This is a genomic window from Nocardiopsis mangrovi (genome assembly GCF_042653925.1).
GTDB classification, from domain to species: Bacteria; Actinomycetota; Actinomycetes; order Streptosporangiales; family Streptosporangiaceae; genus Nocardiopsis_B; species Nocardiopsis_B mangrovi.
In genome coordinates, this window is sequence record NZ_JBHSFQ010000002.1 from 400,046 (window position 1) to 426,434 (window position 26,389).

Here is a 26,389-nt window from a genome sequence, read left to right on the forward strand (position 1 = left end):
GGAGACTCGGATGCGCAACGCGACTCCTAGAACCGCCGCGATCGCCGCGGCGATGCTGCTCGTGGTCCTGTCGGGGTGCGCCGACGGCGGCGGGAAGAATTCCATGACCCTCATGCTCGACGTGGGGTACCTGCCGAAGCACGCCCCCTTCATCTCGGCTGTCGAGCAGGGCTTCTTCGAGGCGGAGGGTATCGACCTCACCGTCATGCCGGGTTCGGGGTCGACCAACACGGTCACCTCGGTCGATACCGGCAAGGTCGACGTCGGCTGGGCGGACTTCGGCGCCACGGTCACCAGCCAGGGCAGGGGCGCCGACGTCAGACAGGTCAACCTCGTACAGGCCAGGTCCGCCTACGCGGTCGTCGCCCTCGCGGACACCGGGATCGATGACTGGGACGACCTCCAGGGCAGGACGGTCGCCACCGAGGGCGCGGGCGCGATGACCGCGATGTGGCCGTACGCGATGAGCACGCTGGGTTTCGACGAGGGCGATGTCAACGTCGTCCACGCATCGAGCGAATCGAAGATCCCCGGGCTGCTGTCGGGGCAGTGGGACGCCAACCTCGCCCTGTACGTCTCCGACCAGCCGGCCATCGACGCACTCGGCCGGGAGGCCGTTGTGCTGAAGTGGTCCGACCTGGGCATCGACCTCTACGGCAACGGGATCATCTTCTCCAACGAGAGACTCGAAAGCGATCCCGAGCAGGTGCGGAAGTTCAACCGGGCGATGCAGAAGGGCTACCTGTGGGCGTGTGCGCACCCGGATGAGGCCGCGCAGGACTTCCAGCAGCAGGTCGCAGGCTTCGAGACCGCGACCATCACCCTCGCGATCAACGAGCAGTGCGGCCTCAACTGGGGCTCCGGAGAGTCGGCGGATGAGTACGGCGTCATGGACGACGCCGGCGCGCAGGAAATGCTCGACGTCGCCCACGAGTTCCTCGGCCTGAACCCGGAGAGCGACCTCGCCCCCGAGGACGTGTACAGCAACGCCTACCTCGAGCCGCTGGACCGCAACGCGACCGTCCAGGCGCCGTGACAGCCGAACGGGAGAGCCACATGAACAACGAGCACGCCATCTCGGTCAACAACGTCGGAATGACCTTCCGGTCCCGGGACGGCGAGGACACCACGGTGCTCAAAGGGCTGGACTTCCACGTCGAGCCGGGACAGTTCGTCTCGATCGTCGGACAGTCGGGAAGCGGGAAGACGACGCTGCTCAAGACGATCTCCGGCCTGCTGGAGCCCACGGAGGGCCACGTCCTGGTCAAGGGCCGGCCGATCAGCGAAGGCCTCAAGGACATCGCGATGGTCTTCCAGGGCCCCGTGCTTCTGCCGTGGCGCAACAACATCGACAACGTGCTCCTGCCTCTGGAGTTCCGTGGCGCCCGCACGAACGAATCTCGCGGCTACGCCCGGGAACTGCTCGAGATGGTGGGGCTGGGCGACAAGGCCGAGCGCTACTCCTACGAGCTCAGTGGCGGGATGCAGCAACGGGTCGCCATCTGCCGCGCACTGGTCTCCCACCCCGAACTGCTGCTCATGGACGAGCCCTTCGGCGCGCTCGACGCCATGACCCGCGATTCGATGAACTTCGAGATCCAGCGCATCTGGCAGACCACCGGGTGCAGCATCCTCTTCGTGACCCACAGCATCTCCGAGGCCGTCTGGCTCGCGGACCGTGTGGTCGTCGTCGGCGACCGCCCCGGCCGGATCGTCGCCGACATCGTGATCGACCTGCCGCGGCCCCGGGGCAAGGAGCACCGCTTCTCCGCGGCCTTCTCCGACTACGCGACGGAGATCGAATCCCACATCGGAGTCACGACCGGGATCAGCTGATCGGCCACCCGCCGACGACCGAACCGATACAGACACAGAGGGGACACTCATGCTGAGTCTCACCGCGAACGCCTCGCAGGTCGAACAGGCGTACGGGCTCAACGCGCGCAAGAGCCTGCTGTTCTCCGCGATCCGGCTCGACTCCTACCCGCTCGTCGCACCACTGATCGCACAGACCGACAAGGGACGGTTCCTGCTCGTCCGCCAGCAGGAGCAGGGCAACGCCCTCTCGGCCGGAGTCCCCAAGGAGCAGATCAGGTTCTACGCTCCCTGGGTCACGATCGACCCCCGGATCGTTGCCGGCACCCCCGCCTCGGAGTCGCTGACGAGCCTGGTGAAGGAACTCGCCGGCGGCGGGGAGGTCCGCCTCTCGGCCGACGTCGTCTACAGCCACTACCGCACGCTGTCCGGGGCCGTCGAACTCGTCGCCGCCGATCAGGAGCCCACCCCGGTCACCGCGTACGAGCTCGACCCCGAGGAGGTCCTGGCCCGGTTCGCGACCTGGCGGGAGACGGGCGTCCACACCGCGCGGCGGCTGATCGAGGATGTCGCACACCTCTCCGGCCTGGCCGAAGAGTTCACCGCCGGCAAGGACACCCGGTTCTCGGCATTGCGGGCGCTCGCCGCCGACCGCTCTCTCGACGCGCTCCTCCTGGCCGCGCCGCCCAACTTCACGGAGGCGACCGGGCTCGCCCAGCCGGACGGAGCGGTCGCCCTCTGGCTCGCCGGCTCGGACAGACTGGTCGTACTGGCGGCCGGCGACGCCTCCGGAGTCCCCGGGACACCCGGCGACCGGTTCCCGTCCATCGGCGCCGCGGTCCGCGCCTTCGCCCGCGGACCGCGGATCGGGGTCGAGGACGAGTGGATCAGCGTCGGCCTGGCCCGCGAACTCGAGCGCGAGCAGGGGGAACCGGTCCCGGTCTCGACGGACCTCGCCCACTGGCGGGACGTTCGCGACCACGAGGACCTCGCATTCCAGGTCGTCGCCGCCCGGGCGAGCGTGTTCGCCATCGAGGAGGCGCTGGCCTGGGCCGAGGACGGCCTCGACGCCGGCCGCTCGTTCTCCGAACTCGACATCAACGCCGTGTACGTCGACAAGCTCGCCGAGTTCCGCGCGGTGAACGAGATCCCGTTCGGAGTCGAGCCCTACTTCACCAACCTCCATTCGTCCAACCGGATGCTCTTTCCCGGCCCGCCCGTCGACTACCCGATCAACGACGAGACGACCTGCATCCAGCTCGACGCCGGGGTGCGCGTCGTCGTCGACGGGGTCACCGTCGCCACCTCCGACATGGCCCGCTCGCTGCCGCGCACCGCAGCGGCGAAGGAGGCCTACGGCTTCTTCTTCGACGTGGTGCGCGAAGGCATCATCGGGCAGCTCAAGCCCGGTGTGGTGTGCGAGGACGTGCACGAGGGGACCCTGCGCTACCTGGCGCCCCACCTCGACCGGATGGTCCAGATCGGGATGCTGGGAACGGACGTCGACTTCAACACCGAATACCGCAAGCGCAATGTCGGCCACCTCATGGGCAAGCAGGAGTCGTTCGCGAACGAACTCCGGCCGGGATACAAACACGTGCTCGATGCCGGCTCCTACGGTGCCGCCGAGATCCCGTGGCGCTACGACAACGTGGCGATCGGCACCGAGGACCTCTGGTACATCGGACGCGACCGAACCTACATCGTGTCCAAGCGGTGACGGCCGGACCGCGCGCGATTCACCTCGGCCGTGCGGGGCGCGTCCGGCAGGCCGCCGGAAACGCGCCATCCGCTCGCCCTCGCTCGTCCGACGAATCGAATCGGGTGGAACATGACTGACGTGCACGAGCGTCTCAAAGCGCTGTCCATCGAGCTTCCGGTGCTCGGCGCACCCCGCTATGCATATGAGGCGACCGCGCGCTGGGGCGACCTCCTCTATGTCTCCGGCCAGATCTCGCGGACCGCCTCGGGCGAGGTCCTGCGAGGCTGCCTGGGAGACGGTGCTGACGTGGCCGACGGGGTCGATGCCGCGAGGACCTCTGCGCTGAACCTCCTGGCGCGCATGGATGACGCGGTCGGCCTCGGTAACGTGCGTCAGGTGCTGAAGCTCAACGCCTGGGTCGCGAGCTCACGCGACTTCGTGGACCATCCGTCGGTGGTCGATGGGGCTTCGCAACTGTTGCTCGACGTCCTGGGCGACGCGGGTCGCCACGCTCGAACCGCGTTGCCGGCCCATGTGCTGCCTCAAGGCGCGCTCGTGGAACTCGACGCCACGATCGCGATTCGCAGCTGATCTCGAGGCGTGCCGGTATACCGGTGCGCGGATCGGGTGAAAGGTTGCCGGAACGGTTTCGGTGGGGCGGATCGCCAATGGTGATCCGCCCCGGCGTCGTACCGGGGTGTGGGGTGCGCATGGGCGGAAGGGGGCGCCGCCCTGGAACGCGTGCTCGGGAAGCAACGGCGCCACGACCTCACCGGGCTTCTCCTGCCGGCGTTGTCCGAAGCCGCTCCAGGGAGGGACCGAGCCGGGGGCGATCCCCCCGATTCGAAGCGCGAGACGGGGTTCGATGGAGGGAGCCCCTCGATGAAACCCGTCGCTCGACATGCGGGGACGCGTCCGCCACTCCGTCCGGACGACGCGACCCTCACCGATGACACCTGGTGCGACATCTTCGATCCCTTCGAGAGCCGCACCACGCTCGCCGACGGGCGACTCGTGTTCGAACCCCCCGCGGGCGCGGGGAATCCATCATCAGTCTGCGATCACGGTGAACACCGAATGGGGTAATGGCCGTCCCGTCGCCCCGCCCCCTCGCCGCCCCGCCGTCCCGGCCCGCGGTGCCCGGGGTTCAGCCGGGGAGGCGGGTGAACTCGTTACTCAGGTCGCTGATCAGGCCGTGCTCGTCGATCGTCGCGTGCTCCACCCCGGCCACCGTGATGAGGCCGCCGTCCGCCATCCGGGCCGCGGCCGCCCACTCGGCCCGCAGCGTGCCGTCGTCGAGGGCCGTGGTGTTCCAGTAGTGCCGGGAGTCGGCGAAGGTGGCGAAGTGGGCGCGGTAGGCACCTTGAGGACCTGGTCGCGACCCACGTGACGTTCAGCGGTGAGTGGCGCTTCACCTCGGCGCACCGGACGTTCACCGCGGGGGCGGGGCGGCTGTGCGTCCGCAGGAACGACGAGCCGTGGGACTTCGAGGTCGATCGGGGCACCCGGGGGATCGCGCTGGCCGTGCCCGCGCGGGACATCCGCTTCCCGGCGAACACCCGGGCCGTCACGGCCGAGCTGGCATCGACCACGCTGACCGTGTCCGAACTCGCCGCCCGCTGGCACTTCACCGACAGGAGCCACTTCATCAGGGCCTACAGGAAGCGCTTCGGCGAGACACCTGCCGCACACCGGCGGACCTGACGCCGGCTGCGGGATCGGCCTCGTCCAGGCAGGCGGCGACTCTGTCACCAGCCGTGGACGGGTTCTGCGAGGGCGGGCGCGAGGTGGCTCACCGACGTGGTCTCTGCTGGTCCAGCCATCCCTGGAGCACGTCGCACAGCGGCGCGAGATCCGCGTCGAGGTCGAGGAGCAGTTCGGAAGCGGGCTTCGAGGAGGTCCGCCAGTCGCGGAGGGTGGCGAGGTAGGCGGCCTGGACGGCGCCGCCGATGCTCGCCGGAACCAGGGCGCGCTCGCTCACTCCCAGACGGCGTGCCACGTATTCGCCGACCGCGTCGGCCCAGCTGATCCACTGGGCGGACTCCTCCGCCCTGAGTTCGGGGGAGCCGTCGAGGATGATGAAGCGCTTCATCCAGATCCCGCGCTCATCGATGGAGGCACGCAAGGCGTCGACGACGCACGTCCGGACCACCGTCATGGCCGGCTCGGGCGCGTCCGCCTCCGCCAGCAGCCGGCGCAGGTGGCGCGTGTGGTCGTCGAAGGCGTACCAGATGATCTCCGACTTCGACGCGAAGTAGCGGAAGAACGTCGTCTTGCTGACGCCGCACGCCTCGATGATCGCCGCGAGGCCGGTCCCGCTGTAGCCGTGTTCCAGGAAGAGCTCGATCGCCACCGCCTCGATCTTCTCGCGCGAGGACAGCGGCGGTCGTCCCCGGGGGCGCCCGGCTTGGGCCATGTCAGCACGTCCTCACCATGCGAATCAATTTCGGAACCGAGTACTATTATTGCCTGACCAGGGCGGAGGCCCGGGTGGTGCCGTCACGCCCGGCGGTCTTCCGCCGTCCGGCGGGGAACGCGCGCATGGCACGGGACCGACCGGAACGGGTAGCCGGGCCAGTACACGGTCCACCGGTCCTCGGCGGTCGGACCGCCACCGGGGACCAGGGGACGAGAAGGGAACGAACATGAAGGCGTGGCAGTTCACGGAGGTCGGGAAACCCCTCGTGCGCAACGACGTCCCGGAACCCGAAGCGGGCACGGGGGAGATCGTGGTCGACGTGAAGGCGGCCGGGCTGTGCCACAGCGACGTCGGGTTCCTCGACGGAACCCTGACCTCTCTGCTGCCCTTCCGGCCGATCACCCTCGGCCACGAGATCGCGGGCGTCGTCGCCTCCACCGGTCCCGGCGCCGGTCGCTTTTCCGTCGGTGACAGAGTCGCCGTGCCCGCCGCGATCGAAGGCCCGGGGACCTCGTCGAACGGCGGCTTCCAGCCCAAGGTCGCGGTACGCGAGGATCTGGTGATCCCGCTGCCCGACGGCATCGCGTGGGATCAGGCGGCCGCCGCGACCGACGCGGGGCTCACCTCCTACCACGCCATGATCGTGCAGGGAGCCGTGACGGCCGGTACCAAGGTCGGTGTCATCGGGTTCGGCGGGCTGGGCTCGCTGGGCGCCCAGATCGCCCTCGCTGTGGGTGCCGAGGTCTTCGTGGCCGAGAAGAACGAGAAGGTGCACGCGTTCGCCCGTGAAAGCGGTGTCACCCACGTCGCGGCGGACATCGCCGCCTTCGCCGACGAGAAGCTCGACGTCATCGTGGACTTCGCCGGATTCGGGACCACGACCGACGCGGCTGTGGAAGCCGTGCGGCGGGACGGACGCGTCGTACTGGTGGGCCTGGGCGTCGGCGAAGGCACCATCAACCTCCAGGCGCTCACCCTCAACCAGGTCATGCTCATCGGCTCCCAGGCGGGTACCCCCGAGGACTGCCGGGCGGTCCTCCGGCTGATCGCCGACGGCAAGGTCGCGTCGCGCATCACCCGCATCGGGTCCGACCGGATCGGCGATGGCATCGGAGCGCTCGAACGCGGGGAGGTCATCGGCCGGCTCGTCGCCCTCTACGACTGAGCGCCGCACGCTCCCGTCCCGGACTTCGGCCGCGCCCCTCGCGGCGGCGGCCTGCTCTGCGGGGGTGCCGGCCTCCGGCGGTCGAAATGATTTCTCCGGTGACCCGCATCCGCCTTTTCGGGGTGTCTCGGCGCACATCACCGGAATCAGGGAACGCCTTATCGTGTGATTCCCCGAAGTGGAGCCGACGTCGTGGTCCGGTTCCGCCGGGCGGTGTGCGGTGTCTCGGGTCCGCGGGGCGGACCGTCCGTGACGAGGGCGGATGGGGCCGTCGCGGCGTCCGGACCCCGGCGTTTCGGGGTGCTGCGCGAGGGCGGCCGCTGATCGACCGGTGGCGGGTTTCCTGCCGATAGTAAGGATTCCCGTATTCGTCCGGAGACGGTACAGGGCTCCCCCGAGGGGAGTGTCCATGACAAGTTCCAGCCATCCGGCGGTGTTCGGTCCACAAGAAGTTGCACTCGGGATTGCCATTTATCCGGAGTGCGACGGATTCCTATCCTCAGGTCTATTCGCCACCCCCTGAATCGCGTTCGAGCGCGCAGCGGCGGGCCGGGCGCACCAGATCGGAGGGAACGTGTGAGGGACCTCTTACAGCACTCCGGACAACGTATTTCCGAACGGCCGACGGCAACGGCGGGGAATGGACGCCGGCCGCACCGCTCCGGCCCGCCCCGGGCCCGGGGCGGGCCCGCCGGCGCCGCATCGCCCTTCTCCTACAGCGAGCAGGAGCTGAGCCGTCTCGCCGACGTGGTCTTCGCGTCGCTGCCGCGCAGCGACCAGCGCCGAAAGGGCCGCGACTACCTTCACGGGCTCCTGTCGACGCCCGGCCGCAAGTCGGTCCGCAGGATCGCCGCGCAGATCGGCGGCTCCGGGACCGGGCAGAGCCTCCACCACTTCATCTGCAGCTCCACATGGGACTGGACGCCCGTGCGCCGCGCGCTGGCCCAGCACGTGATGCACGCGGCCCGGCCGCGGGCCTGGGTGGTGCGTCCGCTGCCCATCTCCAAGAGCGACCGGCGCCCCGCCGGTGCCGGGCACGACCCCGCCTACGCCGGGCACGACCCCGCCGGCGCGGACGGGTTCCGCACCGCGCAACGCGCCGTCGGTGTCTGGCTGGCGTCGGAATCGGCCAGTGTTCCGGTCGACTGGCACCTGCACCTGCCCGAGGGGGAGGCCGGCGGCACGCTGGCCGACCGGGCCGCCGACGCGTGCCTGGCGCTGCGGTCGGAGTGGGACCTGCCCGCCCGCCCGATCGTCATGGACCTGCGGGACTCCCACCCCGTCGGTGCGCTGCGGCGGATGCGGGCCGCCGGAACGCACCCGGTCGCCCGCGTCTCCCCGGAACTGGAGCTGACCGTCACCGACCCCGCCCTCACCGGCCACGTCGGCCGCGTGCTCATGGCGGCGGACATCATGCGGGCGGCCCGCGCGCTGCGCCGGCCGGTCGGTGAGCACGGCGGCCCGGCCCGCGGCCGGGCGCTTCGCCCCGGGCGCCGCCCGGAACTGGTCGCGGCGGTCGGCGTCGGCTCGCCCGGCGCCGCCTTCGCGCTGGTCGGCATCGGGCCGTCGGCCATGGACTGGCCGGGCGAGCTGTGGCTGACGACGCTGCCCCCGGAGCAGGCCGCAGCGGGCGTCGCGCCCGTTCGGGGCCTGCTCCGGACCACGGAACTGGCGCAGTACGCCATCGGCGACCACGTCGGCATCCGCGACTACGCGGGGCGCTCCTTCAGCGGGTGGCACCGCCACATCACCCTGGCGTCCACCGCCCACGCCGCCGCCGCGCTCGCCCGGTCGGACGACCGCCCAGGCGAGCGGCATACCTGACGAACTCCGCCGGCTCCCATGGCCCGGCCGCCGTCCCCGCCCCAGGATGGGGTCTTCGCGCACGAGCCGATCCGGCCGCCGCGCTCAGATAGCCGACCCCTCTCTCAGCGCGAGCCCCGGCACGTGGAGGAGCCTGTGCACACCGATCCCCTCGACACCCCCGCGCCCGCAGCGCCGCAGCAGCCCGACTGGGCCGACGACCCCGCGCTCCCCGCCGTGCGCCGGTGGCTGACCAACGCGCCGCCGCTGGTGCGCGTCGGCGACACCGACCGCCTGCGGGAGCTGCTGGCCCGGGTCGCGGCGGGCGAGGCGCAGGTGGTCCTCGCCGGCGACTGCTCCGAGGACCCCGCCGAGTCCGGGGCCCGCGACGTCGCGGCGAAAGCGGCGCTGCTGGACCTGCTCGCCGGCACGCTCGGGCTCACCACCCGCAAACCGGTGATCCGCGCCGGGCGGATCGCCGGCCAGTTCGCCAAACCGCGTTCGCGCTCCTTCGAGGTGGTCAACGGGCGCCGCCTCCCGTCCTATCGCGGGCACATGGTCAACTCCCCCGAGCCCGACCCGCGGGAGCGGCGCCCCGACCCGCACCGGATGCGCTCGGGCTATCTCGCGGCGCGGTCGGTCATGCAGCACCTGGGCTGGACGGACGGTACCGCCGGAGGCCACGGCGCGCCCGTGTGGACCGCGCACGAGGCCCTGCTGCTGGACTACGAGCTCCCGATGCTGCGGCGCACCGGCGGGCGGACGCTGCTGGCCTCGACGCACTGGCCCTGGCTGGGCGAACGCACCCGCGACGCCGACGGGGAGCACGCGGCGCTGCTGGCGCGCGCCGCCAACCCGGTCGCGTGCAAGATCGGCCCGTCGACCCGGCCGGAGGAGGTGCGGGGGCTCTGCCGGCGGCTCGACCCGGACCGGGTCCCCGGGCGGCTCACCCTGGTGGCGCGGATGGGCGCCGGGACCGTCACCGAACGGCTTCCGCCGCTGGTCGAGGCGGTCCGCCGGCTCGGCCACGACGTCGTCTGGCTGTGCGATCCCATGCACGGGAACACGGTGTCCACGCCCTCGGGGCTGAAGACCCGGTTCATCCAGGACATCACCCGGGAGGTCCGCGAGTTCCAGTCCTCGGTCCGCTGCGCCGGCGGCGTGCCCGGGGGCCTGCACCTGGAGACCACGCCCGAGTGGGTGACCGAGTGCGTGCCCGACCGGTGCCACGTGGACCAGGTCACCGGCAAGTACACATCCCATTGCGACCCGCGGCTCAACCCGGAGCAGGCGGCGGCCGTCGCGGCCGCCTGGTCCGCGTGACCCGCTCCGGACCGCCGAAGCGAGGAGGAGCAGGATGCAGGCAAGCGCAGCCGTCGTCACCGGAGCCGGGGGAGGGGTCGGGCGGGCCGTCGCCGCGGCCCTGGCCGCGAAAGGGGTGCCGGTCGCCGTGGCCGACAGCGACCCCGCGACGCTGGCGGTGACCGCTGACAAGCTGGCCGCCGACGGCGCCCGGGTGCTGCCGGTGCCGACCGATGTGCGGTCGCCCGCCCAGGCGCGCGCGCTCATCGACGCGGCGGAGGAGCACCTGGGCCCGGTCGCGCAGCTGGTCAACGCCGCCGGCGTCCTGCACGTGGGAGAGGCGTGCCGGCTGAGCGACGCCCAGTGGGAGGAGTGCATCGCGGTCAACGCCACCGGCGTCTTCGCGGTGTCCCGCGCCGCCGCCGAGCGGATGGTGCCGCGCCGCTCGGGGAGCATCGTCACGATCGCGTCGAACGCGGCCGGAACCGCCCGCACCGGAATGGGCGCCTACGCGGCCTCCAAGGCCGCCGCCGCGATGTTCACGAAATGCCTCGGCCTGGAACTGGCCGAGCGCGGTATCCGGTGCAACGTGGTCGCCCCGGGCTCCACGGACACGCCCATGCTGCGCTCCATGTGGAGCAGTGACGCGGACCGGCGGGCCACGCTCGACGGCTCCCCGGGCGCCTACCGCGTCGGCATCCCGCTGCGCAGGGTCGCATCGCCGGACGACGTCGCCGCGGCGGCGCTGTTCCTGCTCTCCGACGCGGCGGCGCACATCACCATGCACACGCTCACCGTCGACGGCGGGGCGACGCTCGGCGTCTGACCCCCCGTCGGCACCGGACGGCCGATGACGAACAGAGGACGGACATGCCCGCGATCCCAGCCATCTCGCCCTACCCGATGCCCACCGCCGGAGAACTGCCGCGCAACACGGCCGACTGGACCCCGGACGCCCGCCGCGCGGTGCTCCTCGTCCACGACATGCAGCGCTTCTTCCTGCGGCCCTTCGAGCGCGCCCCCGGACTGCGGACCGCGCTGATCGGCAACTGCGCGCGGCTGCGGGCCAGGTGCGCCGCGCGCGGCGTGCCCGTCGGCTTCACCGCGCAGCCCGGCTCGATGACGCCCGACCAGCGGGGGCTGCTCAAGGACTTCTGGGGGCCGGGGATGACCGCGACGCCCCAGGACCGCGCTGTCGTGGACGAGCTCGCGCCGACAGCGGACGACTGGGCGTTCACCAAGTGGCGCTACAGCGCCTTCCACGCGTCCGGCCTGCTGGCCCGGATGCGCGCCGAAGGGCGCGACCAGCTCATCGTGTGCGGGGTGTACGCGCACGTGGGGGTGCTCATGACGGCCGTCGAGGCGTTCACCAACGACATCCAGGTGTTCCTGCCGGCCGACGCGGTCGCCGACTTCACCCCGGGGTTCCACCGCCTCACGCTCGACTACACCGCGCAGCGCTGCGGGATGGTGCTGATGACCGACGACGTGCTCGGCGCCGTGGGCGCACCGGTCCGGCCGGGAGGGCGTCTCAAGGAGGCGCGGACGTGAGCGGCGCGTCCGCGCGGACGGGGGAGCGGGACCTGCTCGGCCGGGTGATCGCCGGAGACGTGGCGGCGTTCGCGCTCCTGCACCGGCCCGAATCGCGGCCGGGGACGGCGCCGGTGGAGGTCCTGGCCGGTCCGGTGTCGGAGCGCCCGGACCTGGCATCGCTGCCGCTGCCGGCCGAGGGCGCCGGCGGCGGCGCGGCGGGCGACCGCCACGACCTGCTCGCCGTGGTGCCCTACCGGCAGATCGGCGAACGCGGGTTCGCGCACGTCGACGACGGCGCTCCGCTGCTGGCCCTGGAGGTGGCCGAGCACTCCGCGGTGCCGCTGAGCGAGGCCCTGGAGCGTCTCCCCGACATCGGCATCGGCATGACCGGCGGGGCGTTCGACATCCCCGACGCGGCCTACGCGGCGACCGCCCGGCGCATCATCGACGACGAGATCGGGCGGGGCGAGGGCGCGAACTTCGTCCTCAAGCGCACGTTCACCGCCTCCCTCGGCGGGCCGGTGCCGCGCAGCGCGCTGACCCTGTTCCGGCGGCTCCTGGAGCGGGAGAACGGCGTCTACTGGACGTTCGTCGTGCACACGCCGGGGCGCACCTTCGTCGGCGCCTCGCCCGAGCGCCACATCAGCCTGCGCGGGGGCGGCGCGGTGATGAACCCGATCAGCGGCACCTACCGGTACCCGCCCGAGGGTCCGAGCCTCGACGGTGTGCTGGCGTTCCTGGCCGACGGCAAGGAGACCGACGAGCTCTACATGGTCGTCGACGAGGAACTGAAGATGATGGCGCGGATCTGCGACGCCGCGCCCCGGGTGGTCGGACCCAGGCTGAAGGAGATGGCGCGCCTCGCCCACACCGAGTACCTCATCGAGGGCAGCAGCGGCCGCGACCCGCGGGACATCCTGCGGGAGACGCTGTTCGCGCCGACCGTGACGGGCAGCCCGCTGGAGAGCGCGTGCCGCGTGATCGCCCGGCACGAGCCGGAGGGGCGCGGCCACTACAGCGGCGCCCTCGCGCTCATCGGCCGCGACGCGGCCGGCCGGCGCACCCTGGACTCGGCGATCCTCATCCGCACCGCCGACATCTCCCCCGGCGGCCGGCTGCGCGTCGGCGTCGGGTCGACCCTCGTGCGCCACTCCGACCCCCTCTCGGAGGTCAAGGAGACGGCGGCCAAGGCCGCCGGGCTGATCGCCGCTCTGGAGGACGATCCCGCCGCGTCCCTCTCCGCCGACCGCGGGGTGCGGACGGCCCTCGCGCGGCGCAACGAGGGTGTATCGGGCTTCTGGCTCGGCGACGGCGCACCGGCCGCGTCCCCCCGGCTGCACGGCCTGCGGATCCTGGTGGTGGACGCCGAGGACAGCTTCACCTCGATGCTCGCGCACCAGCTCCGGGCGCTGGGCCCCCGCGTCGAGGTGCGCGCCCACGATGAGCCCCATGCCCTGGACCGGCACGACGTGGTCGTCATGGGGCCGGGCCCCGGGGACCCGGGCGACCTCGGCGACCCCCGCATCGCCGCGGTGGCCGGGACGGTGCGCACCCTGTTCGCCTCCGGCCGGCCGTTCCTGGCGATCTGCCTCAGCCACCAGCTGCTCTGCGGGCTGCTGGGGCTGGACGTGGTGCGCCGCGACGCCCCCAACCAGGGGGACCGGCACGTCATCGACCTGTTCGGCCGGCGCGAGCGCGTCGGGTTCTACAACACCTACGAGGCCCGCTGCGCCGACGACAAGTTCGACGCCCCCGGTCCGCGGCCCGGCCCCGTCGAGGTGAGCCGCCACGGCCCGGCCGGCGGGGTGCACGCCCTGCGCGGCCCCGGCTTCATGTCGCTGCAGTTCCACCCGGAATCCCTGCTCACCTGCGACGGGCCCGGCATACTCGCCCGCTGCCTGGAACACGTCCTTGCGAGCGGGCCGCACCTGCCGGGCGTGAGCGGAGCGGGGGCGGACCGGTGAAGGGCATCATCCTCGCGGGCGGCAGCGGCACCCGGCTGCACCCGATCACCCGCGGCGTCTCCAAGCAGCTCCTGCCGGTCTACAACAAGCCGCTGGTCTACTACCCGCTGTCCGTGCTCATGCTCAGCGGGATCCGGGACATCCTGGTGATCGCCACCCCGGAGGACCTCCCCTCCTTCCGGCGGCTGCTGGGCGACGGCGCGGAGCTGGGGCTGTCCATCGGCTACGCCGAGCAGGCCGAGCCGCGCGGGCTCGCCGACGCGTTCCGGATCGGTGCCCGCCATGTGGCCGGCGAGCCGGCGGCGCTGGTGCTGGGCGACAACATCTTCCACGGCCCGCGCCTGTCGTCGCTGCTGCTCCGGCACGCCCGGGAGGTCGACGGCTGCACGCTGTTCGGCTACCCGGTCTCCGATCCGCACCGCTACGGGGTCGGCGAGGCCGACGCCGCGGGGCGCCTGGTGTCCCTTGAGGAGAAGCCGTCCCGGCCCCGGTCCAACCGCGCGATCACGGGACTGTACTTCTACGACGAGCAGGTGGTGGAGATCGCGCGCGGCCTGGTGCCGTCGGCGCGCGGCGAGCTGGAGATCACCGATGTCAACCGCGTCTACCTCGCGCAGGGCCGGGCGCGCCTCGTCGACCTGGGGCGCGGCTTCACCTGGCTGGACGCCGGGACCCACGACACGCTGCTCCAGGCCGGCGAGTTCGTGCAGATCATGGAGCAGCGCCAAGGCGTGAGCATCGCCTGCGTCGAGGAGGTCGCCCTGCGCATGGGCTTCATCGACGCCGACCAGTGCCACCGGCTGGGGGAGCGCTTCGCCGGAACCGCCTACGGCCGCTACATCATGGACGTCGCGGCCGACCGCGCCGCCACCCTCGGCTTCGACGCGGAGGCCGCCCTCAGCCCCCCGTTCCGCGACCCGCTCGACGGGCCGCGCGACGCGGCGGCACGGGCCCCCGCCTCGCCCTGATCCTCATCCGCCCCGAACACGAATGGAGATTGCCATGTCAGCAGAGCCGCTGCGGCTGGCCGTGGTCACCGCGAGCGTCCGAGAACGGCGCTTCGGCCCCACCGTCACCCGCTGGATCACCGCCGAGGCCCGCGCGTACGGCCGGTTCGACCTCGACGAGCTGGATCTGGCCGAGGCGGCCCTGCCGTCCTGGATCACCGAGGAGTGCCCGCCCCAGGTCGACGCGCTGCGCCCCCGCCTCGCCGCCGCCGACGCCTTCCTGGTGGTGACGCCCGAGTACAACCGGGGCTACCCGGCGTCGCTCAAGACCCTGATCGACTGGTACATCGAGGAGTGGCAGGCCAAGCCGTTCGGCTTCGTGTCCTACGGCGGGCGGTCGGGGGCGCTGCGCTCGGTCGACCACCTGGGCTCGGTGCTCTGCGACCTGCACGCCGTGCCGCTGCGCGACGTCGTCAGCTTCCACGACGCCTGGGAGGAGTTCGACGAGAACGGGCGGTGCCGCGAACCCGAGGGGGCGGGTGCGGCGGCGAAGGTGCTGCTGGACCGGCTCACCTGGTGGGGGACCGCGTTGCGCACCGCGCGCAGGGAGCGCCCCTACAACCGCTGATCGCCGCGGTACCCGTGGCCGGCGGCGGAGGGGGCGCGCGGCCCCCCTCCGCCGCCGGGGCGGTACCGGCCTACGTCGCGGCCCGGCCGACCACGGGGTAGAGGTCGCCGGCGACGAGGTCGCCCGGCTCGAACCCGAGTTCCTCCTCGCAGTACCCCTCCTCAGGGGCGAACCGGGTCTCGGCGTCGATGTAGACGGTGCCGAGCGACAGCCGGTCCATATCGGTCTGGTTGGCACCGGCCATGTGCGCGACGCGCTCGTTGTGGAAGGTGCAGCCGCCGGCGCGCACCGGGACGGTGACCCGCGGGCGCCACGCCAGTTCCGGGCGGGTCTCGAAGATGGCCCAGTCCTCCGCGGCCGGCGGCGGGGACATCAGGTTGGAGCCGGGGACGAACGACATGCAGCCGCGCTCCACCGGAACGTCGACCAGGGCGACCCAGGCCGTCATGGACACGCCGCCCTTCCAGGGCCAGTACGGCTCGTCGATGTGGGGCGGCGTCACCGACGACTTCCGGCTGGGCTTGCGCACCACCTCCGAGCGGAACATCCGCATCGTGCGGCCGGTCAGCAGTTCGGCGATCCCGGTGACCCGGGGGTGCAGGGCCAGCATGCGCAGGGCCGTGCTGTGCAGGTCGGCTCCCGCGACCCAGTTCATCACCGTGCCCTCGGAGACGTGGTCGTCCACGCTGGCGTCCCAGTCCTCCGACTCGCGCTCCGCGATGAGCTTCTCCGCGGCGACGAAGCACTGGTCGACCTCGTCATCGGTGAGGATCCGGGGGATGTGCAGGTATCCCTCGTCCCGGTAGCGCTGGATCCATTCCGCAGGGAGGTTCTCCGGCGTGGTGATCTCCGCAGGATTGCTCATTCCTGGGCTCCTTTCACGGGTTGCGTCTCCGGTTGATCTCGGGGCACGCCGCGTACGGGTGCAGGGATCACCCGTCCGTTCTAGGAGCATCGGCGGGACTTTTCCCGGATTCGGGGGTGCGTATGTCAGGTCCCGGAGACGCGCGCGCCGGGACGCCCGGAGAACCTGACACACCGTTTCGGGCCGCCTTGTCGCCCGGGCCGGGCGCACGCATGCTCATTCACGGCCCGGCCCGCCGTTTCTCGGCGCGACCCGCGATCGGAGGACCGATGCGTATTCTCTTCATCCCCGGAAACAGTCCCTCACCCATTTTCTCGCATGCCTCGCTCGCACATGCCGCACGCAGCTGCGGCCACGAGGTCATCGTCGGCGGCATCGAATGGGTGCTGCCGGACATCGCCGCCATCGGCCTGCCCGCCGTCAAGATCGCCGATGTCACCGAGGCGGACGCGGCCGAGTTCATGGGCAGCGCTCCCCCCGATCCGGCCGAGCAGGCGGCGGCGGTCGGCCGCATCTACTCCCAGATCGCCCTGCAGAGCCAGGAGCCGCTGCTGCGCATGGCCGAGCGCTGGCGGCCCGATCTGATCGTGGGCGGCTCCATGTTCTACGCGGCGCCGCTGCTCGCCCACCGGCTCGGCGTGCCCGCGGTGCGCTTGGAATGGGACCGGGTGGACGCGGCCATGTACGCGCCCGGTGCCCGTGAGGTGCTCGCCCCGGCGCTGGCGGAGCGCGGGCTCGACGCGCTGCCCGACCCCGCCCTGTGGATCGACATCTGCCCGCCGGGCCTGCGGGAGCCCGGACAGGACCGCGGGCGCCGGCCGATGCGCTGGCTGCCGGTGAACCCCCAGCGCACCCTGGAACCGTGGATGTACGGCAAGGGGGACAGGCCGCGCGTGTACATCACCGCGGGCGCGCGCCTGTTCGGCGGTGAACCGCTGAGCCACATGGCGCGCGCCGTCGCCGACCTCGGCGTCGAAGTGGTGATCGGCGCCCCGGAGCGGGTGGCCGCCGACCTGCGCGCGGAGCTGCCCGGGATCGACATCGGCTGGGTCCCGCTGGACGTGCTCGCCCCCACCTGCGACCTGATCCTGCACCACGGCGGCGGCGTGACCGACATGACGGCGCTGCACTTCGGCGTGCCCCAGCTCATCGTCAACCAGGACATCTCCGGCGACGCGATGGGGCGCCTCGCCGACTACGGTGCCGCGATGATGCTCGAACCCGGCCGGCACGGCGCCGCCGACATCGCCAAGGCGTGCGGCCGCATGCTCGGCGACCCGCGGTTCCGGGAACGCGCCGGGACCCTCGCCGCGGAGATGGCCGCGCTGCCCTCCCCGGTGGAAGTCGTCGGCCTTCTGGAGGGGCTCGCGGGCGGATGACCCCCGCGGCCCCGCAGGCACCCCGGCCGCCCGCCCACCCCTTCCCGACCCCTGTGAAAGGGCACAGCCATGACCACACGCGTATGGGACTACCTGCCGGAGTACGAGAAGGAGCGGGACGACCTGCTGGACGCGGTCGAGACGGTGTTCGCGTCCGGCCGGCTGGTCCTGGGCCCGAGCGTGCAGGGCTTCGAGCGCGAGTTCGCCGACTACCACGGCATCGGGTGGTGCACCGGTGTGGACAACGGCACCAACGCGGTCAAGCTCGGCCTCCAGGCGCTGGGTGTCGGCCCGGGCGACGAGGTCATCACGGTGTCGAACACGGCGGCCCCGACCGTCGTCGCGATCGACGGCGCCGGTGCCGTGCCCGTCTTCGTGGACGTGCGCGAGGACGACTTCCTCATGGACACCGGCCGGCTGCGCGAAGCGGTCACCCCGCGCACCAAGGCGGTGCTGCCCGTGCACCTGTACGGGCAGTGCGTGGCGATGGACGAGGTCCGCCGATTCGCGGACGACCACGGCCTGGCGGTCCTGGAGGACTGCGCCCAGGCGCACGGCGCGCGCCACAACGGCCGCCTCGCGGGCACGATGGGCGACGCCGCCGCCTTCTCGTTCTACCCGACCAAGGTTCTCGGGGCCTACGGCGACGGGGGCGCGGTGCTGACCGGGGACGCGGCCGTCGACGCGAACCTCCGGCGGCTGCGCTACTACGGCATGGAGAAGGAGTACTACGTCGTCGAGACCCCCGGCCACAACAGCCGCCTCGACGAGGTGCAGGCGGAGATCCTGCGGCGCAAGCTGACCCGCCTCGACTCCTACACGGCGGGCCGGCGGGCCGTGGCCGACCGGTACGCCGCCGGGCTCGCCGACCTCACCGGCCCCGGAGGGCTCGTGCTGCCCGCGACCACGGACGGAAACGAGCACGTCTACTACGTCTACGTCGTGCGGCACCCGATGCGCGACACCGTCATCGAACGGCTGAAGGCCCACGACATCCACCTCAACATCAGCTATCCGTGGCCGGTGCACACCATGGCGGGCTTCCGCCACCTGGGCGTGGACCGCGGAGCGCTGCCGGTGACCGAGCGCCTCGCCGGCGAGATCTTCTCCCTGCCGATGTACCCCTCGCTGCCCGAGACCCTCCAGAACCGGGTCATCGACGCGCTGCGCGACGTCCTGGACCGGCTGTGACCCGATCGGCCGCGCCCTCCCGCGCACCCGAACCGAAGGAGCAGACCATGACACGACCGGTGCGCGACGCCGGGGCGGTGGCCGAGTGCCGTATATGCACCGGCAGCGTCGAGGAATTCCTCGACCTGGGCCGCCAGCCGCTCTCCGACGCCTTCCGCCGGCCCGATGACACCGCGGAGGAGTTCTTCTACCGGCTCGCCGTGGGGCGGTGCGCGGACTGCGCCATGGTCCAGCTCGTCGAAGAGGTGCCGCGGGAACGGATGTTCCACGAGCACTACCCCTACCACTCGTCCGGGTCGTCGGTGATGCGCGAGCACTTCGCGCGGACGGCGCGCGGCTTCGCGGCGGCCGTCTCGGGCGCGCCGGATCCGTTCATCGTGGAGATCGGCTGCAACGACGGGGTGCTGCTGCGCACCGTGCGCGAGGCCGGCGTGCGCCATCTCGGCTTCGAGCCGTCCGCCGGGGTCGCCCGGCTGGCCGCGGGGGACGGCGTGCGCGTCAAGGTCGAGTTCTTCGAGGCCGCGACGGCCGCCGCGGTGCGCGCAGCCGAGGGCCCGGCCGACGTGATCTACGCCGCCAACACCCTCTGCCACATCCCCTACCTGGACTCCGTCTTCAAGGGCATCGACGCGCTCCTCGCGCCCGACGGCGTGTTCGTCTTCGAGGACCCCTACCTCGGCGACATCGTCGCGAAGACGTCCTTCGACCAGATCTACGACGAGCACTTCTACTTCTTCACCGCCGCGTCCGTACGGGCGATGGCGCGCAGGTTCGGCCTGGAGCTGGTCGACACGGAGCGGCTGCCGGTGCACGGCGGCGAGGTCCGCTACACGCTGGCGCGGGCGGGGGCCCGGCGGCCGTCTCCCGCGGTGGACGCGCTCATCGCGGAAGAGGAGGCCGCGCGCCTCGGCGACCCGGCGACGCTCGCCGGATTCACCGCGTCCGTCCACCGCGTCCGGCGCGACCTGTCGGCCCTTCTGGAGCGGCTGCGCGGCGAAGGGCGCACGGTGGCCGCCTACGGGGCGACCGCCAAGAGCGCGACGGTCACGAACTTCTGCGGCATCGGCCCGGACCTGGTGGCCCACGTGTCCGACAGCACCCCCGCCAAGCAGGGGCGGCTGACCCCGGGAGCCCACCTGCCCGTCGTGCCGCCGGAGCGGTTCGCCGACCCCTACCCCGACTACGCGGTGCTGTTCGCCTGGAACCACGCCGACGAGATTATGGCCAAGGAGCAGGCGTTCCGCGACGCCGGGGGCAAATGGGTGCTGTACGTGCCCGAGGTCCGGATCGTCTGAGGACCGTCCCCGATGAAGGCGCCGCCCCGAAGCGGCGGCGCTCCGTGAGCGCGCCGCACCGCGGCGGCCGGCCCGGCGGAAGGCTCATCCGCCGGGCCGGCCGCGGCCGGGGGCCGTCGGGAGCCGCCGGCGGCCGGCGGCGGCGACCCAGCAGAGACCCAGGAGAAAGGTAAGGGAGTCATGAGCGACGACGGCGCCCGCGTCTCGGGCATCTACCGGCGGGCCGACCTCTACGCGGACATCTACGCCGGGCGCGGCAAGGACTACGCCGGGGACGCCGAGCGGATCACCGCCCTGGTCCGCGGCCGCGGCGGCGGCACCGCGTCCCTTCTCGACGTGGCCTGCGGAACGGGGTCGCACCTGGCGCATTTCCGGGATTCCTTCGCGCACGTCGAGGGCGTCGACCTGGCCGAGGACATGGTCCGCGTCGCCCGGCGCGACCTGCCCGGGGTTCCGGTGCACACGGGCGACATGCGCGACTTCCGGCTCGGCCGCCGCTTCTCCGCGATCACCTGCCTGTTCAGCTCCATCGGATACCTGCCGGGGCCGGCGGCGGTCGAGGCGGCGGTGGCGTGCTTCGCCCGGCACCTGGAACCGGGGGGAGTGATCGTGCTGGAGCCCTGGTACTTCCCGCAGACGGCCCTGGAGCGGCACGTCGTGGGAGACGTCGTCGCCGTGGGCGGGCGGACCATCGCGCGGGTCTCCCGCAATGTCAGGGAGGGCGCCGCGCACCGGATGACCGTGCACTACATCGTCGCCCACCCGGACGAGGGCGTGCAGCACTTCACCGACGAGCACGTGCTGGCCGTCATCGAGCGGGAGCGCTATGAGAAGGCCTTCACCGCGGCCGGCTGCACCGTGGAGTACCTGCCCGGCGCCGGCCCGGGGCTGTTCGTCGGCGTACGGGAGGCGGGATGAGCGCGGGCGTCCGCGAACTGTCGATCCCGGGCGTCCTCGCCTTCACCCCCCGGGTGTTCCCCGACGAGCGCGGCGTCTTCGTCTCGCCCGTGCAGGAGTCCGCGTTCACCGCCGCGACCGGCGCACCGCTGTTCCACGTCGCGCAGACCAGCTACAGCGTCTCCCGGCGCGGGACGGTGCGGGGCGTCCACTACACCGCGGCCCCTCCGGGGATGGCCAAGCTGGTGCACTGCCCGCAGGGCCGGGCGCTGGACATCGTCGTGGACGTCCGGGCCGGATCGCCCGCCTTCGGCCGCTGGGAGTCGGTCGTCCTGGACCGCGTGAACGCCGTGACGCTCTACCTGCCGGTGGGCGTGGGACACATGTTCGCCGCGGAGGAGGACGACACCATCATGGCCTACACGATGAGCGCCGAATACGACCCGGACCGCGAACGCGCCGTCTCCGTGTTCGACTCCGGCCTCGCCCTGCCGGTCCCCGCCGACCCGGCGCCGATCCTGTCCGCGCGCGATCGGCGGGCGCCGCCCCTGGCCCAGGCGCTCGCGGACGGGCTGCTGCCCGACTACGCCGCCTGCCTGGCGGCCGCACCGGCGCCGTGAACGGCGGACGGGTCGCCGTCCTCGGCGGGACCGGGTGGGTCGGCCGGCACGTGTGCGCGGCGTTCGCCCGCGAGGGGCGCGAGGTGGTCGTCGCGGCGCGCGCACCGGCCCCGCACACGGCCGCGCACCGGTTCCACCGCGTCGACCTCGCCACGGCCGGAGCCGACGACGTGGCCCGCCTGCTGCGGTGCGAGGACATCGGGCTGATCGTCAACGCGACCGACGCCGCCAACGCCCGGGACGGCTGGGCCGGCGGCGCCGCGCGCATGGCGGCGGTGAACGTCGACGCGGTGCACGCGGTGGTCGCCGCGGCCGCGCGGGCCCCGCGCCGTCCCCGCCTGGTCCACCTGGGCACCCTGCACGAGTACGGGCCGCGCCCGCCGGGCACGGCGGTGGACGAGGACACCGAGCCCCGCCCGGCCAACGACTACGCCCGCAGCAAGCTCGCGGGTTCACTCGCGGTGCTGGAGGCGGCCCGTTCCGGGGCGGTGGACGGCCTGGTCCTGCGGCTGGCGAACGTGTGCGGTCCGCATCCGTCCCCGGTGTCCTTCCCGGGCCTGCTCCTGCGCCTCTTCCGTGCGGCGGCGGCGGGGGAGCGGCCGGAGCTGCGGGTCGCCCGCGCGCGCCGCGACTTCGTGGATGTGGCCGACACGGCCGAGGCGGTGCTGCTGGCCGGCCTGTCGCCGCCGGCGCCGGGGCGCGTCCTGAACATCGGCGGCGGCCGGGCGGTGCCCATCGCCGAGATGGTCGACCTCATGGCCGAGGTCACGGGGGTGCCGCGCGGCGCCTTCCGCGAAGGGCCGGCCCCGGCCGGGGGCATCGGCGGCGACTGGTCGCTCGCCGACACCCGCCGGGCGGAACGGGTGCTGGGCTGGCGGGCGCGTACCGGGGTACGCGCCTCGCTGCACGCGATGTGGACCGCCTGACCGGGCCCGTTCAGCGCGCGGCGGCCAGGTCGCGGACGGCCCGCAGCCCCGAGCGCATCGCGGCCTCGGTCGTGGGCGAGCTGAAGTGGTCGCCGGCGAAGGCGATCGGCGGCCGCTGGCGCCGGGTCGCGGTGACCGAGGCGCGGTAGCGGCCCGGCGCGGGGATGGGGAATCCGAACGGCCGCTCCGCGATGTGGAACGGCTCGGGGTCGGTCGGGAAATCGGGCCACATGCTCGTGAGCAGGGGGGTGACGGCGGCGAACTGGCGTTCGGCGCCGAGGCCCAGCAGGTCGCGGGTGATGGCGCGGCCGGGATAGGCGAAGACCAGGAGCGCGTCCTCCTCGGTCCCGTCCGCGCGGCGTACCCGCCGCGGGTAGGCCATCATGTTGCGGATCTTCGGATCGTCGCCGCCCCCGGCCATCACGTGGGTGCGGGGCGGCATCGTGCCGGGGGCGACCAGGTAGGAGACGGACAGGGCCGGCTCGTACTCCTGGGTCTCCAGGAAGTCGCGCATGAGCGGGTCCACGGTGCCCGGGGGCAGCGCGGCGGTGAGCTTGGCGGCGACGGGAGCGGGCACGGCGATGACGACGTCGTCGAACTCGCCGGTGTCCTCGGCGCCATCGGCGGCGCGCGCGGTCACCCGGATCCGCCCGCCCTCCAGGCGCAGATCGGTGACCTCGTGCTCCAGCCGCACGTCCGCGCGCGCGGCGTTGCGTTCCGCGAGCACCTCCATACCCCGGCGGAAGACCGAGAACGAGGCGCCGCCCATCTGCGCCAGCATGGCGCGGGCGTGTGAGGCGGAGACGCCGTCGCAGTCGAAGTTCCAGAACCCCTCGATCTGGGACCGCAGGATGTAGTCGAATCCGCGGCGGGACAGGAACCGGCGGCCGAATCCGGTGGCGGTGGTGCCGTCGTCGAATCCGGCCAGCTTCTCGGGTTCGAAGAGGTCGATCCGCCGGCCGTTCACCGCCATCTCCCGCATCGAGGCCGCCAGGAAGGAGATCCGGTCGGTGAACCGCGCGTGCGGGTAGCGCAGGAGTGTGGGGATGGAGTCCGAGGGCAGGGGGGCGGGTACGCCGCGGTCGGTCACCAGCAGGTCGCTGGAGATGCCCATCAGCTCGTCTTCGAGGCCGTGCTCGCGGATCATCTCCCACATGGTCGTGTAGATGCTGGCGCACATGAGGTTGATGCCGACGTCGGGCTCGATCTCCGGCCGGTGCCAGGAGCGCGCCCGGCCGCCGAGTCCGGCCGACGATTCATAGACGACGGCCGCGCCGCCGTTCTTCGCTATCGCATAAGCGGCGGCGCATCCCGCCATTCCCCCTCCGATGACGGCGGTCTTTTTCACTGGGGGCATCAGTGCACCTTTCGAAGGAAAGCGAATGAGATCGTCTTCGAATTCCAGGCTAAACTCACCGGCCTCGTCGATGAATAGCAGGAAATTGCCGGAGCCGATCCGGATGGATTCCGCGGAAAAGGCGAGGGCCCCGCGCGCGGCGCGGGGCCCTGAACGTCCCGGAGGGGCCGGGCGGGACTCAGCCGTCCGCGGGCGCCCCCTCTCCGCGGCCTCCGGCCGATGCCGGCGCCTGCGCCTGTGCGTCCCCGGCCTCGCCGTCCCCGGTCGCCGGGGCGTCGGTGCCGCCGTCCTCGTCCGGGTTCCCGCCGTCGCCGAGGAAGACGGCCGTGACGATCGCCAGGAGGATCATCACGCCCACGCTGAGCAGGCCGACCGAGGTCAGGCCGGTCAGGAACGCGCTCTTGGCCGCGTTGAGCATGTCGGCCGCCGCGCCGCCCTGGAGCTGGTCCACGACGGAGGTGGCGCCGGCGAGGCTGTCCTGCGCCGCGTCCCGCACCGGGCCGGGCAGGCCCGCGGGCAGGCTGCCGTCGATGAGGCCGCGGTAGACGGCCGTGCCCACGGCGCCCAGTGTCGCCACGCCCAGGGCCATGCCCATCTCGCTGCACGTCTCCGACATCGACGAGGCCGAGCCGCTCTTCTCCTTGGGCGCCGACGAGATGACCAGGTCGATGACCAGGACCATCAGCGGGCTCAGGCCGAAGGTGATGAGCACACTGCCCGCGACGCCCAGCATCAGGCCCGAATCCGGTCCGACCTGGGAGAACATCGCGTACCCGACGGCCGCGATCACGAGGCCCAGGGCGATGGCGCGGGACGTCGGCATCCGCGCGGCGAGCGCGGGGGCGACCATGGCGCCCACGATGTTGGCGACCGCGTAGGGCACCATCCACAGGCCCGCCTGGGCGGGGGAGAGCTCCAGCACCATCTGGAGGTACTGCGCGAACAGGAGCACGAACGCGCCGAGCGTCAGCGTGCCGAGCAGCAGGCTGCCCAGCCCGATGCTGAACGCCCGGTAGCGGAACAGGCCCATGTCCATCAGAGGACTGGACAGCCATCTCTGGCGGCGGACGAAGACCCAGCCCATCAGCAGCCCCGCGACGAGCGCTCCCAGGTGGAGCGCGCCCCACCCGTCCTTGGCGGCCTCCTTGACCGCCCAGATGATCGGCAGGATCGCGGCGAGCGAGAGGGCGACGCTGAACAGGTCGAGCCGGCCCGGCTGGGGGTCCTTGTATTCGGGCAGCAGGAAGGGGGCGGTGACCAGCAGCAGCGCCATGACCGGGACGCCCATCAGGAAGACCGAGCCCCACCAGAACCACTCCAGCAGCACCCCGCCGACCATCGGGCCGATGGCCCCGCCCGCGGAGAAGCAGCTCAGCCACACGGCGACCGCGACCCCGCGCTGCTTGGGGTCGTGGAACATGTTGGTGATCAGCGCCAGGGTGGAGGGCATGAGCGTGGCCCCCGCGATCCCGAGCAGCGCCCGGGTCACGATGAGCATCTCCGCCGAGGTCGCGTACGCCGCCGCCAGTGACGCCGCCCCGAAGCAGACGGCGCCGATCATGAGCAGGCGTCGGCGGCCGATCCGGTCGCCCAGGGTGCCCATGGTGATGAGGAAGCCGGCGATCATGAAGCCGTAGATGTCGAGGATCCACAGCTGCTGGGTGCTGCTCGGGTCGAGTTCGACGGCGAGGTGCGGGAGCGCCAGGTGCAGCACGGTGAAGTCGAGTGCGAGCAGGATCGTCGGCAGTGCCAGGACCGCCAGTCCGATCCATTCGCGCGCGCCGGCGCGCGAGGGCGCCGGTGTCGCGGCGTCGGTGGACATGGGTGGTGCTCCTTAGGGTGTCCGCCCGGCGGGCCGGGTATCGGCGGGGGAGGGTCGGTCGGGACCGGGATAGGGTGCGTGGCCGCGGTGGGCGCTCAGCGCCTCGGCCCACCAGACGAGGCGGCTCAGGACGAGGCCGGCCTGCCTTTCGTGGGCGGACAGGCCGGAAGCGGGGTCCTCCGCCGTTGCGGCCGGCCCGTCCAGGCAGACCGCGTCGCGGATGGCGACCGCGTCCACCTCGGTGAAGACCGGGCGCAGCTGGTCCACCGCGTGGCGGCCGGAGCCCGCTCCGCCGTAGGCGACGAAGGCGACGGGCTTGGTGCGCCATTCGGCGCCGAACCAGTCGATGGCGTTCTTCAGCGAGCCCGGGAAGCTGTGGTTGAGCTCGGGGGTGACGACGACGAACGCGTCCGCTCCGGAGAGCCACGTGGACAGCTCGCAGACGGCAAGGGGCGGCGGTCCCGTCGGCAGCAGCGGGGCCTCCGGCAGCCACGCCTGGGCCAGGTCGACCACGTCGACCTCCAGATCGTCGCGGCGCCGTGCCAGCGCGGCGAACCACTCGCCCGCGGACCGGGCGAAGCGCCGCTCGCCGGCGCCGATGAGGACAGCAAGCCGAAGCCGCCGCACCGCCATGTGCCCGCTCCCCTCTCCCGCGCCGACCGGTCCGCCGATCATGCGGCCATGCTCTGTGCAGGGGGTTCCGGAAAGGCTCCGGAACCGTTGCGCGGCGGGCCGGGCGGGGACGCTGGGCTACCTTGG

Annotated in this window: 23 protein-coding genes and 1 pseudogene; 19 read left to right on the plus strand and 5 right to left on the minus strand. The window is 72.5% G+C overall.

From position 1 onward, the window contains the following. Window positions 1-10 precede the first annotated feature (10 nt). The 5 genes and pseudogenes from ACFO4E_RS03760 to ACFO4E_RS03780 all read left to right on the plus strand — a co-directional run. Entirely contained in the window at window positions 11-1,036 is a 1,026-nt protein-coding gene (locus ACFO4E_RS03760; RefSeq protein ID WP_378571554.1) for an ABC transporter substrate-binding protein, read from the plus strand. Beyond that, entirely contained in the window at window positions 1,033-1,836 is an 804-nt protein-coding gene (locus ACFO4E_RS03765; protein WP_378571556.1) for an ABC transporter ATP-binding protein, read from the plus strand. The genes ACFO4E_RS03760 and ACFO4E_RS03765 overlap by 4 nt, the downstream gene beginning before the upstream one ends. Window positions 1,837-1,885: 49 nt before the next feature. Beyond that, window positions 1,886-3,535 carry a M24 family metallopeptidase gene (locus ACFO4E_RS03770; protein ID WP_378571558.1) on the plus strand — a complete coding sequence of 550 codons (1,650 nt, stop codon included), beginning with the start codon at window positions 1,886-1,888 and terminating at the stop codon, window positions 3,533-3,535. Window positions 3,536-3,646: 111 nt separating this feature from the next. Next, window positions 3,647-4,108: a RidA family protein gene (locus ACFO4E_RS03775; protein WP_378571560.1), complete on the plus strand. Its 462-nt coding sequence runs from the start codon at window positions 3,647-3,649 to the stop codon at window positions 4,106-4,108. A gap of 765 nt (window positions 4,109-4,873) precedes the next feature. Next, window positions 4,874-5,221, plus strand: a pseudogene (locus ACFO4E_RS03780) (helix-turn-helix domain-containing protein); the annotation flags it as partial. 88 nt (window positions 5,222-5,309) lie between these two features. Here the strand turns inward: ACFO4E_RS03780 and ACFO4E_RS03785 are convergent. Further along, the gene (locus tag ACFO4E_RS03785; RefSeq protein WP_378571561.1) at window positions 5,310-5,933 is read right to left on the minus strand and encodes an acyl-CoA-like ligand-binding transcription factor; all 624 of its coding nucleotides are present in this window, start codon (window positions 5,931-5,933) and stop codon (window positions 5,310-5,312) included. Window positions 5,934-6,162: 229 nt separating this feature from the next. On the opposite strand from ACFO4E_RS03785, the gene ACFO4E_RS03790 reads away from it, so the two are divergent. The 8 genes from ACFO4E_RS03790 (at window position 6,163) to ACFO4E_RS03825 (ending at window position 15,278) form a co-directional block, all read left to right on the plus strand. Next, a complete protein-coding gene (locus ACFO4E_RS03790; protein ID WP_378571563.1) occupies window positions 6,163-7,101 on the plus strand; it encodes a zinc-binding dehydrogenase in 939 nt (312 codons plus the stop codon). Window positions 7,102-7,677: 576 nt separating this feature from the next. After that, a complete protein-coding gene (locus tag ACFO4E_RS03795; protein WP_465263121.1) occupies window positions 7,678-8,925 on the plus strand; it encodes an IS701 family transposase in 1,248 nt (415 codons plus the stop codon). A gap of 135 nt (window positions 8,926-9,060) precedes the next feature. Then, complete coding sequence (locus ACFO4E_RS03800) at window positions 9,061-10,227, plus strand: 3-deoxy-7-phosphoheptulonate synthase (protein WP_378571567.1); 1,167 nt, start codon at window positions 9,061-9,063, stop codon at window positions 10,225-10,227. A gap of 34 nt (window positions 10,228-10,261) precedes the next feature. Further along, the gene (locus ACFO4E_RS03805) at window positions 10,262-11,032 is read left to right on the plus strand and encodes a 2,3-dihydro-2,3-dihydroxybenzoate dehydrogenase (protein WP_378571569.1); all 771 of its coding nucleotides are present in this window, start codon (window positions 10,262-10,264) and stop codon (window positions 11,030-11,032) included. Between the two features lie 44 nt (window positions 11,033-11,076). Then, window positions 11,077-11,757: an isochorismatase family protein gene (locus ACFO4E_RS03810; RefSeq protein WP_378571571.1), complete on the plus strand. Its 681-nt coding sequence runs from the start codon at window positions 11,077-11,079 to the stop codon at window positions 11,755-11,757. Further along, entirely contained in the window at window positions 11,754-13,703 is a 1,950-nt protein-coding gene (locus ACFO4E_RS03815; RefSeq protein ID WP_378571572.1) for an anthranilate synthase family protein, read from the plus strand. Before ACFO4E_RS03810 ends, ACFO4E_RS03815 begins: the two co-directional genes overlap by 4 nt. Then, window positions 13,700-14,671, plus strand: a complete 972-nt coding sequence (gene rfbA / locus ACFO4E_RS03820) for a glucose-1-phosphate thymidylyltransferase RfbA (RefSeq protein WP_378571574.1) — start codon at window positions 13,700-13,702, stop codon at window positions 14,669-14,671. Before ACFO4E_RS03815 ends, rfbA begins: the two co-directional genes overlap by 4 nt. A gap of 34 nt (window positions 14,672-14,705) precedes the next feature. Continuing rightward, window positions 14,706-15,278 carry an NADPH-dependent FMN reductase gene (locus ACFO4E_RS03825; protein ID WP_378571576.1) on the plus strand — a complete coding sequence of 191 codons (573 nt, stop codon included), beginning with the start codon at window positions 14,706-14,708 and terminating at the stop codon, window positions 15,276-15,278. Window positions 15,279-15,348: 70 nt separating this feature from the next. Here ACFO4E_RS03825 and ACFO4E_RS03830 read toward each other — a convergent pair whose 3' ends face one another. Continuing rightward, a complete protein-coding gene (locus ACFO4E_RS03830) occupies window positions 15,349-16,143 on the minus strand; it encodes a phytanoyl-CoA dioxygenase family protein (protein WP_378571577.1) in 795 nt (264 codons plus the stop codon). A 269-nt stretch (window positions 16,144-16,412) separates the two neighbouring features. Here ACFO4E_RS03830 and ACFO4E_RS03835 point away from each other — a divergent pair, with 269 nt between their 5' ends. The 6 genes from ACFO4E_RS03835 (at window position 16,413) to ACFO4E_RS03860 (ending at window position 22,451) form a co-directional block, all read left to right on the plus strand. Next, window positions 16,413-17,522: a nucleotide disphospho-sugar-binding domain-containing protein gene (locus ACFO4E_RS03835; RefSeq protein WP_378571579.1), complete on the plus strand. Its 1,110-nt coding sequence runs from the start codon at window positions 16,413-16,415 to the stop codon at window positions 17,520-17,522. 69 nt (window positions 17,523-17,591) lie between these two features. Further along, window positions 17,592-18,713: a DegT/DnrJ/EryC1/StrS family aminotransferase gene (locus ACFO4E_RS03840; RefSeq protein ID WP_378571581.1), complete on the plus strand. Its 1,122-nt coding sequence runs from the start codon at window positions 17,592-17,594 to the stop codon at window positions 18,711-18,713. Between the two features lie 47 nt (window positions 18,714-18,760). Next, window positions 18,761-20,008, plus strand: coding sequence for a methyltransferase domain-containing protein (locus ACFO4E_RS03845; protein ID WP_378571583.1), 1,248 nt, complete (start codon window positions 18,761-18,763; stop codon window positions 20,006-20,008). A gap of 180 nt (window positions 20,009-20,188) precedes the next feature. Continuing rightward, window positions 20,189-20,926 (plus strand): class I SAM-dependent methyltransferase, encoded by a 738-nt coding sequence (locus tag ACFO4E_RS03850; RefSeq protein WP_378571585.1) that lies wholly within the window; start codon window positions 20,189-20,191, stop codon window positions 20,924-20,926. Continuing rightward, a complete protein-coding gene (locus ACFO4E_RS03855; RefSeq protein WP_378571587.1) occupies window positions 20,923-21,525 on the plus strand; it encodes a dTDP-4-dehydrorhamnose 3,5-epimerase family protein in 603 nt (200 codons plus the stop codon). Before ACFO4E_RS03850 ends, ACFO4E_RS03855 begins: the two co-directional genes overlap by 4 nt. Further along, a complete protein-coding gene (locus ACFO4E_RS03860; protein ID WP_378571588.1) occupies window positions 21,522-22,451 on the plus strand; it encodes an NAD-dependent epimerase/dehydratase family protein in 930 nt (309 codons plus the stop codon). Before ACFO4E_RS03855 ends, ACFO4E_RS03860 begins: the two co-directional genes overlap by 4 nt. 10 nt (window positions 22,452-22,461) lie before the next feature. On the opposite strand, the gene ACFO4E_RS03865 is transcribed toward ACFO4E_RS03860, so the two are convergent. The 3 genes from ACFO4E_RS03865 to ACFO4E_RS03875 form a co-directional block, all read right to left on the minus strand. Next, window positions 22,462-23,808: an FAD-dependent oxidoreductase gene (locus ACFO4E_RS03865; RefSeq protein WP_378571590.1), complete on the minus strand. Its 1,347-nt coding sequence runs from the start codon at window positions 23,806-23,808 to the stop codon at window positions 22,462-22,464. Between the two features lie 178 nt (window positions 23,809-23,986). Beyond that, complete coding sequence (locus ACFO4E_RS03870; protein ID WP_378571592.1) at window positions 23,987-25,630, minus strand: MFS transporter; 1,644 nt, start codon at window positions 25,628-25,630, stop codon at window positions 23,987-23,989. Between the two features lie 12 nt (window positions 25,631-25,642). After that, a complete protein-coding gene (locus ACFO4E_RS03875; protein WP_378571594.1) occupies window positions 25,643-26,305 on the minus strand; it encodes an NADPH-dependent FMN reductase in 663 nt (220 codons plus the stop codon). Between the last annotated feature and the right edge of the window lie 84 nt (window positions 26,306-26,389).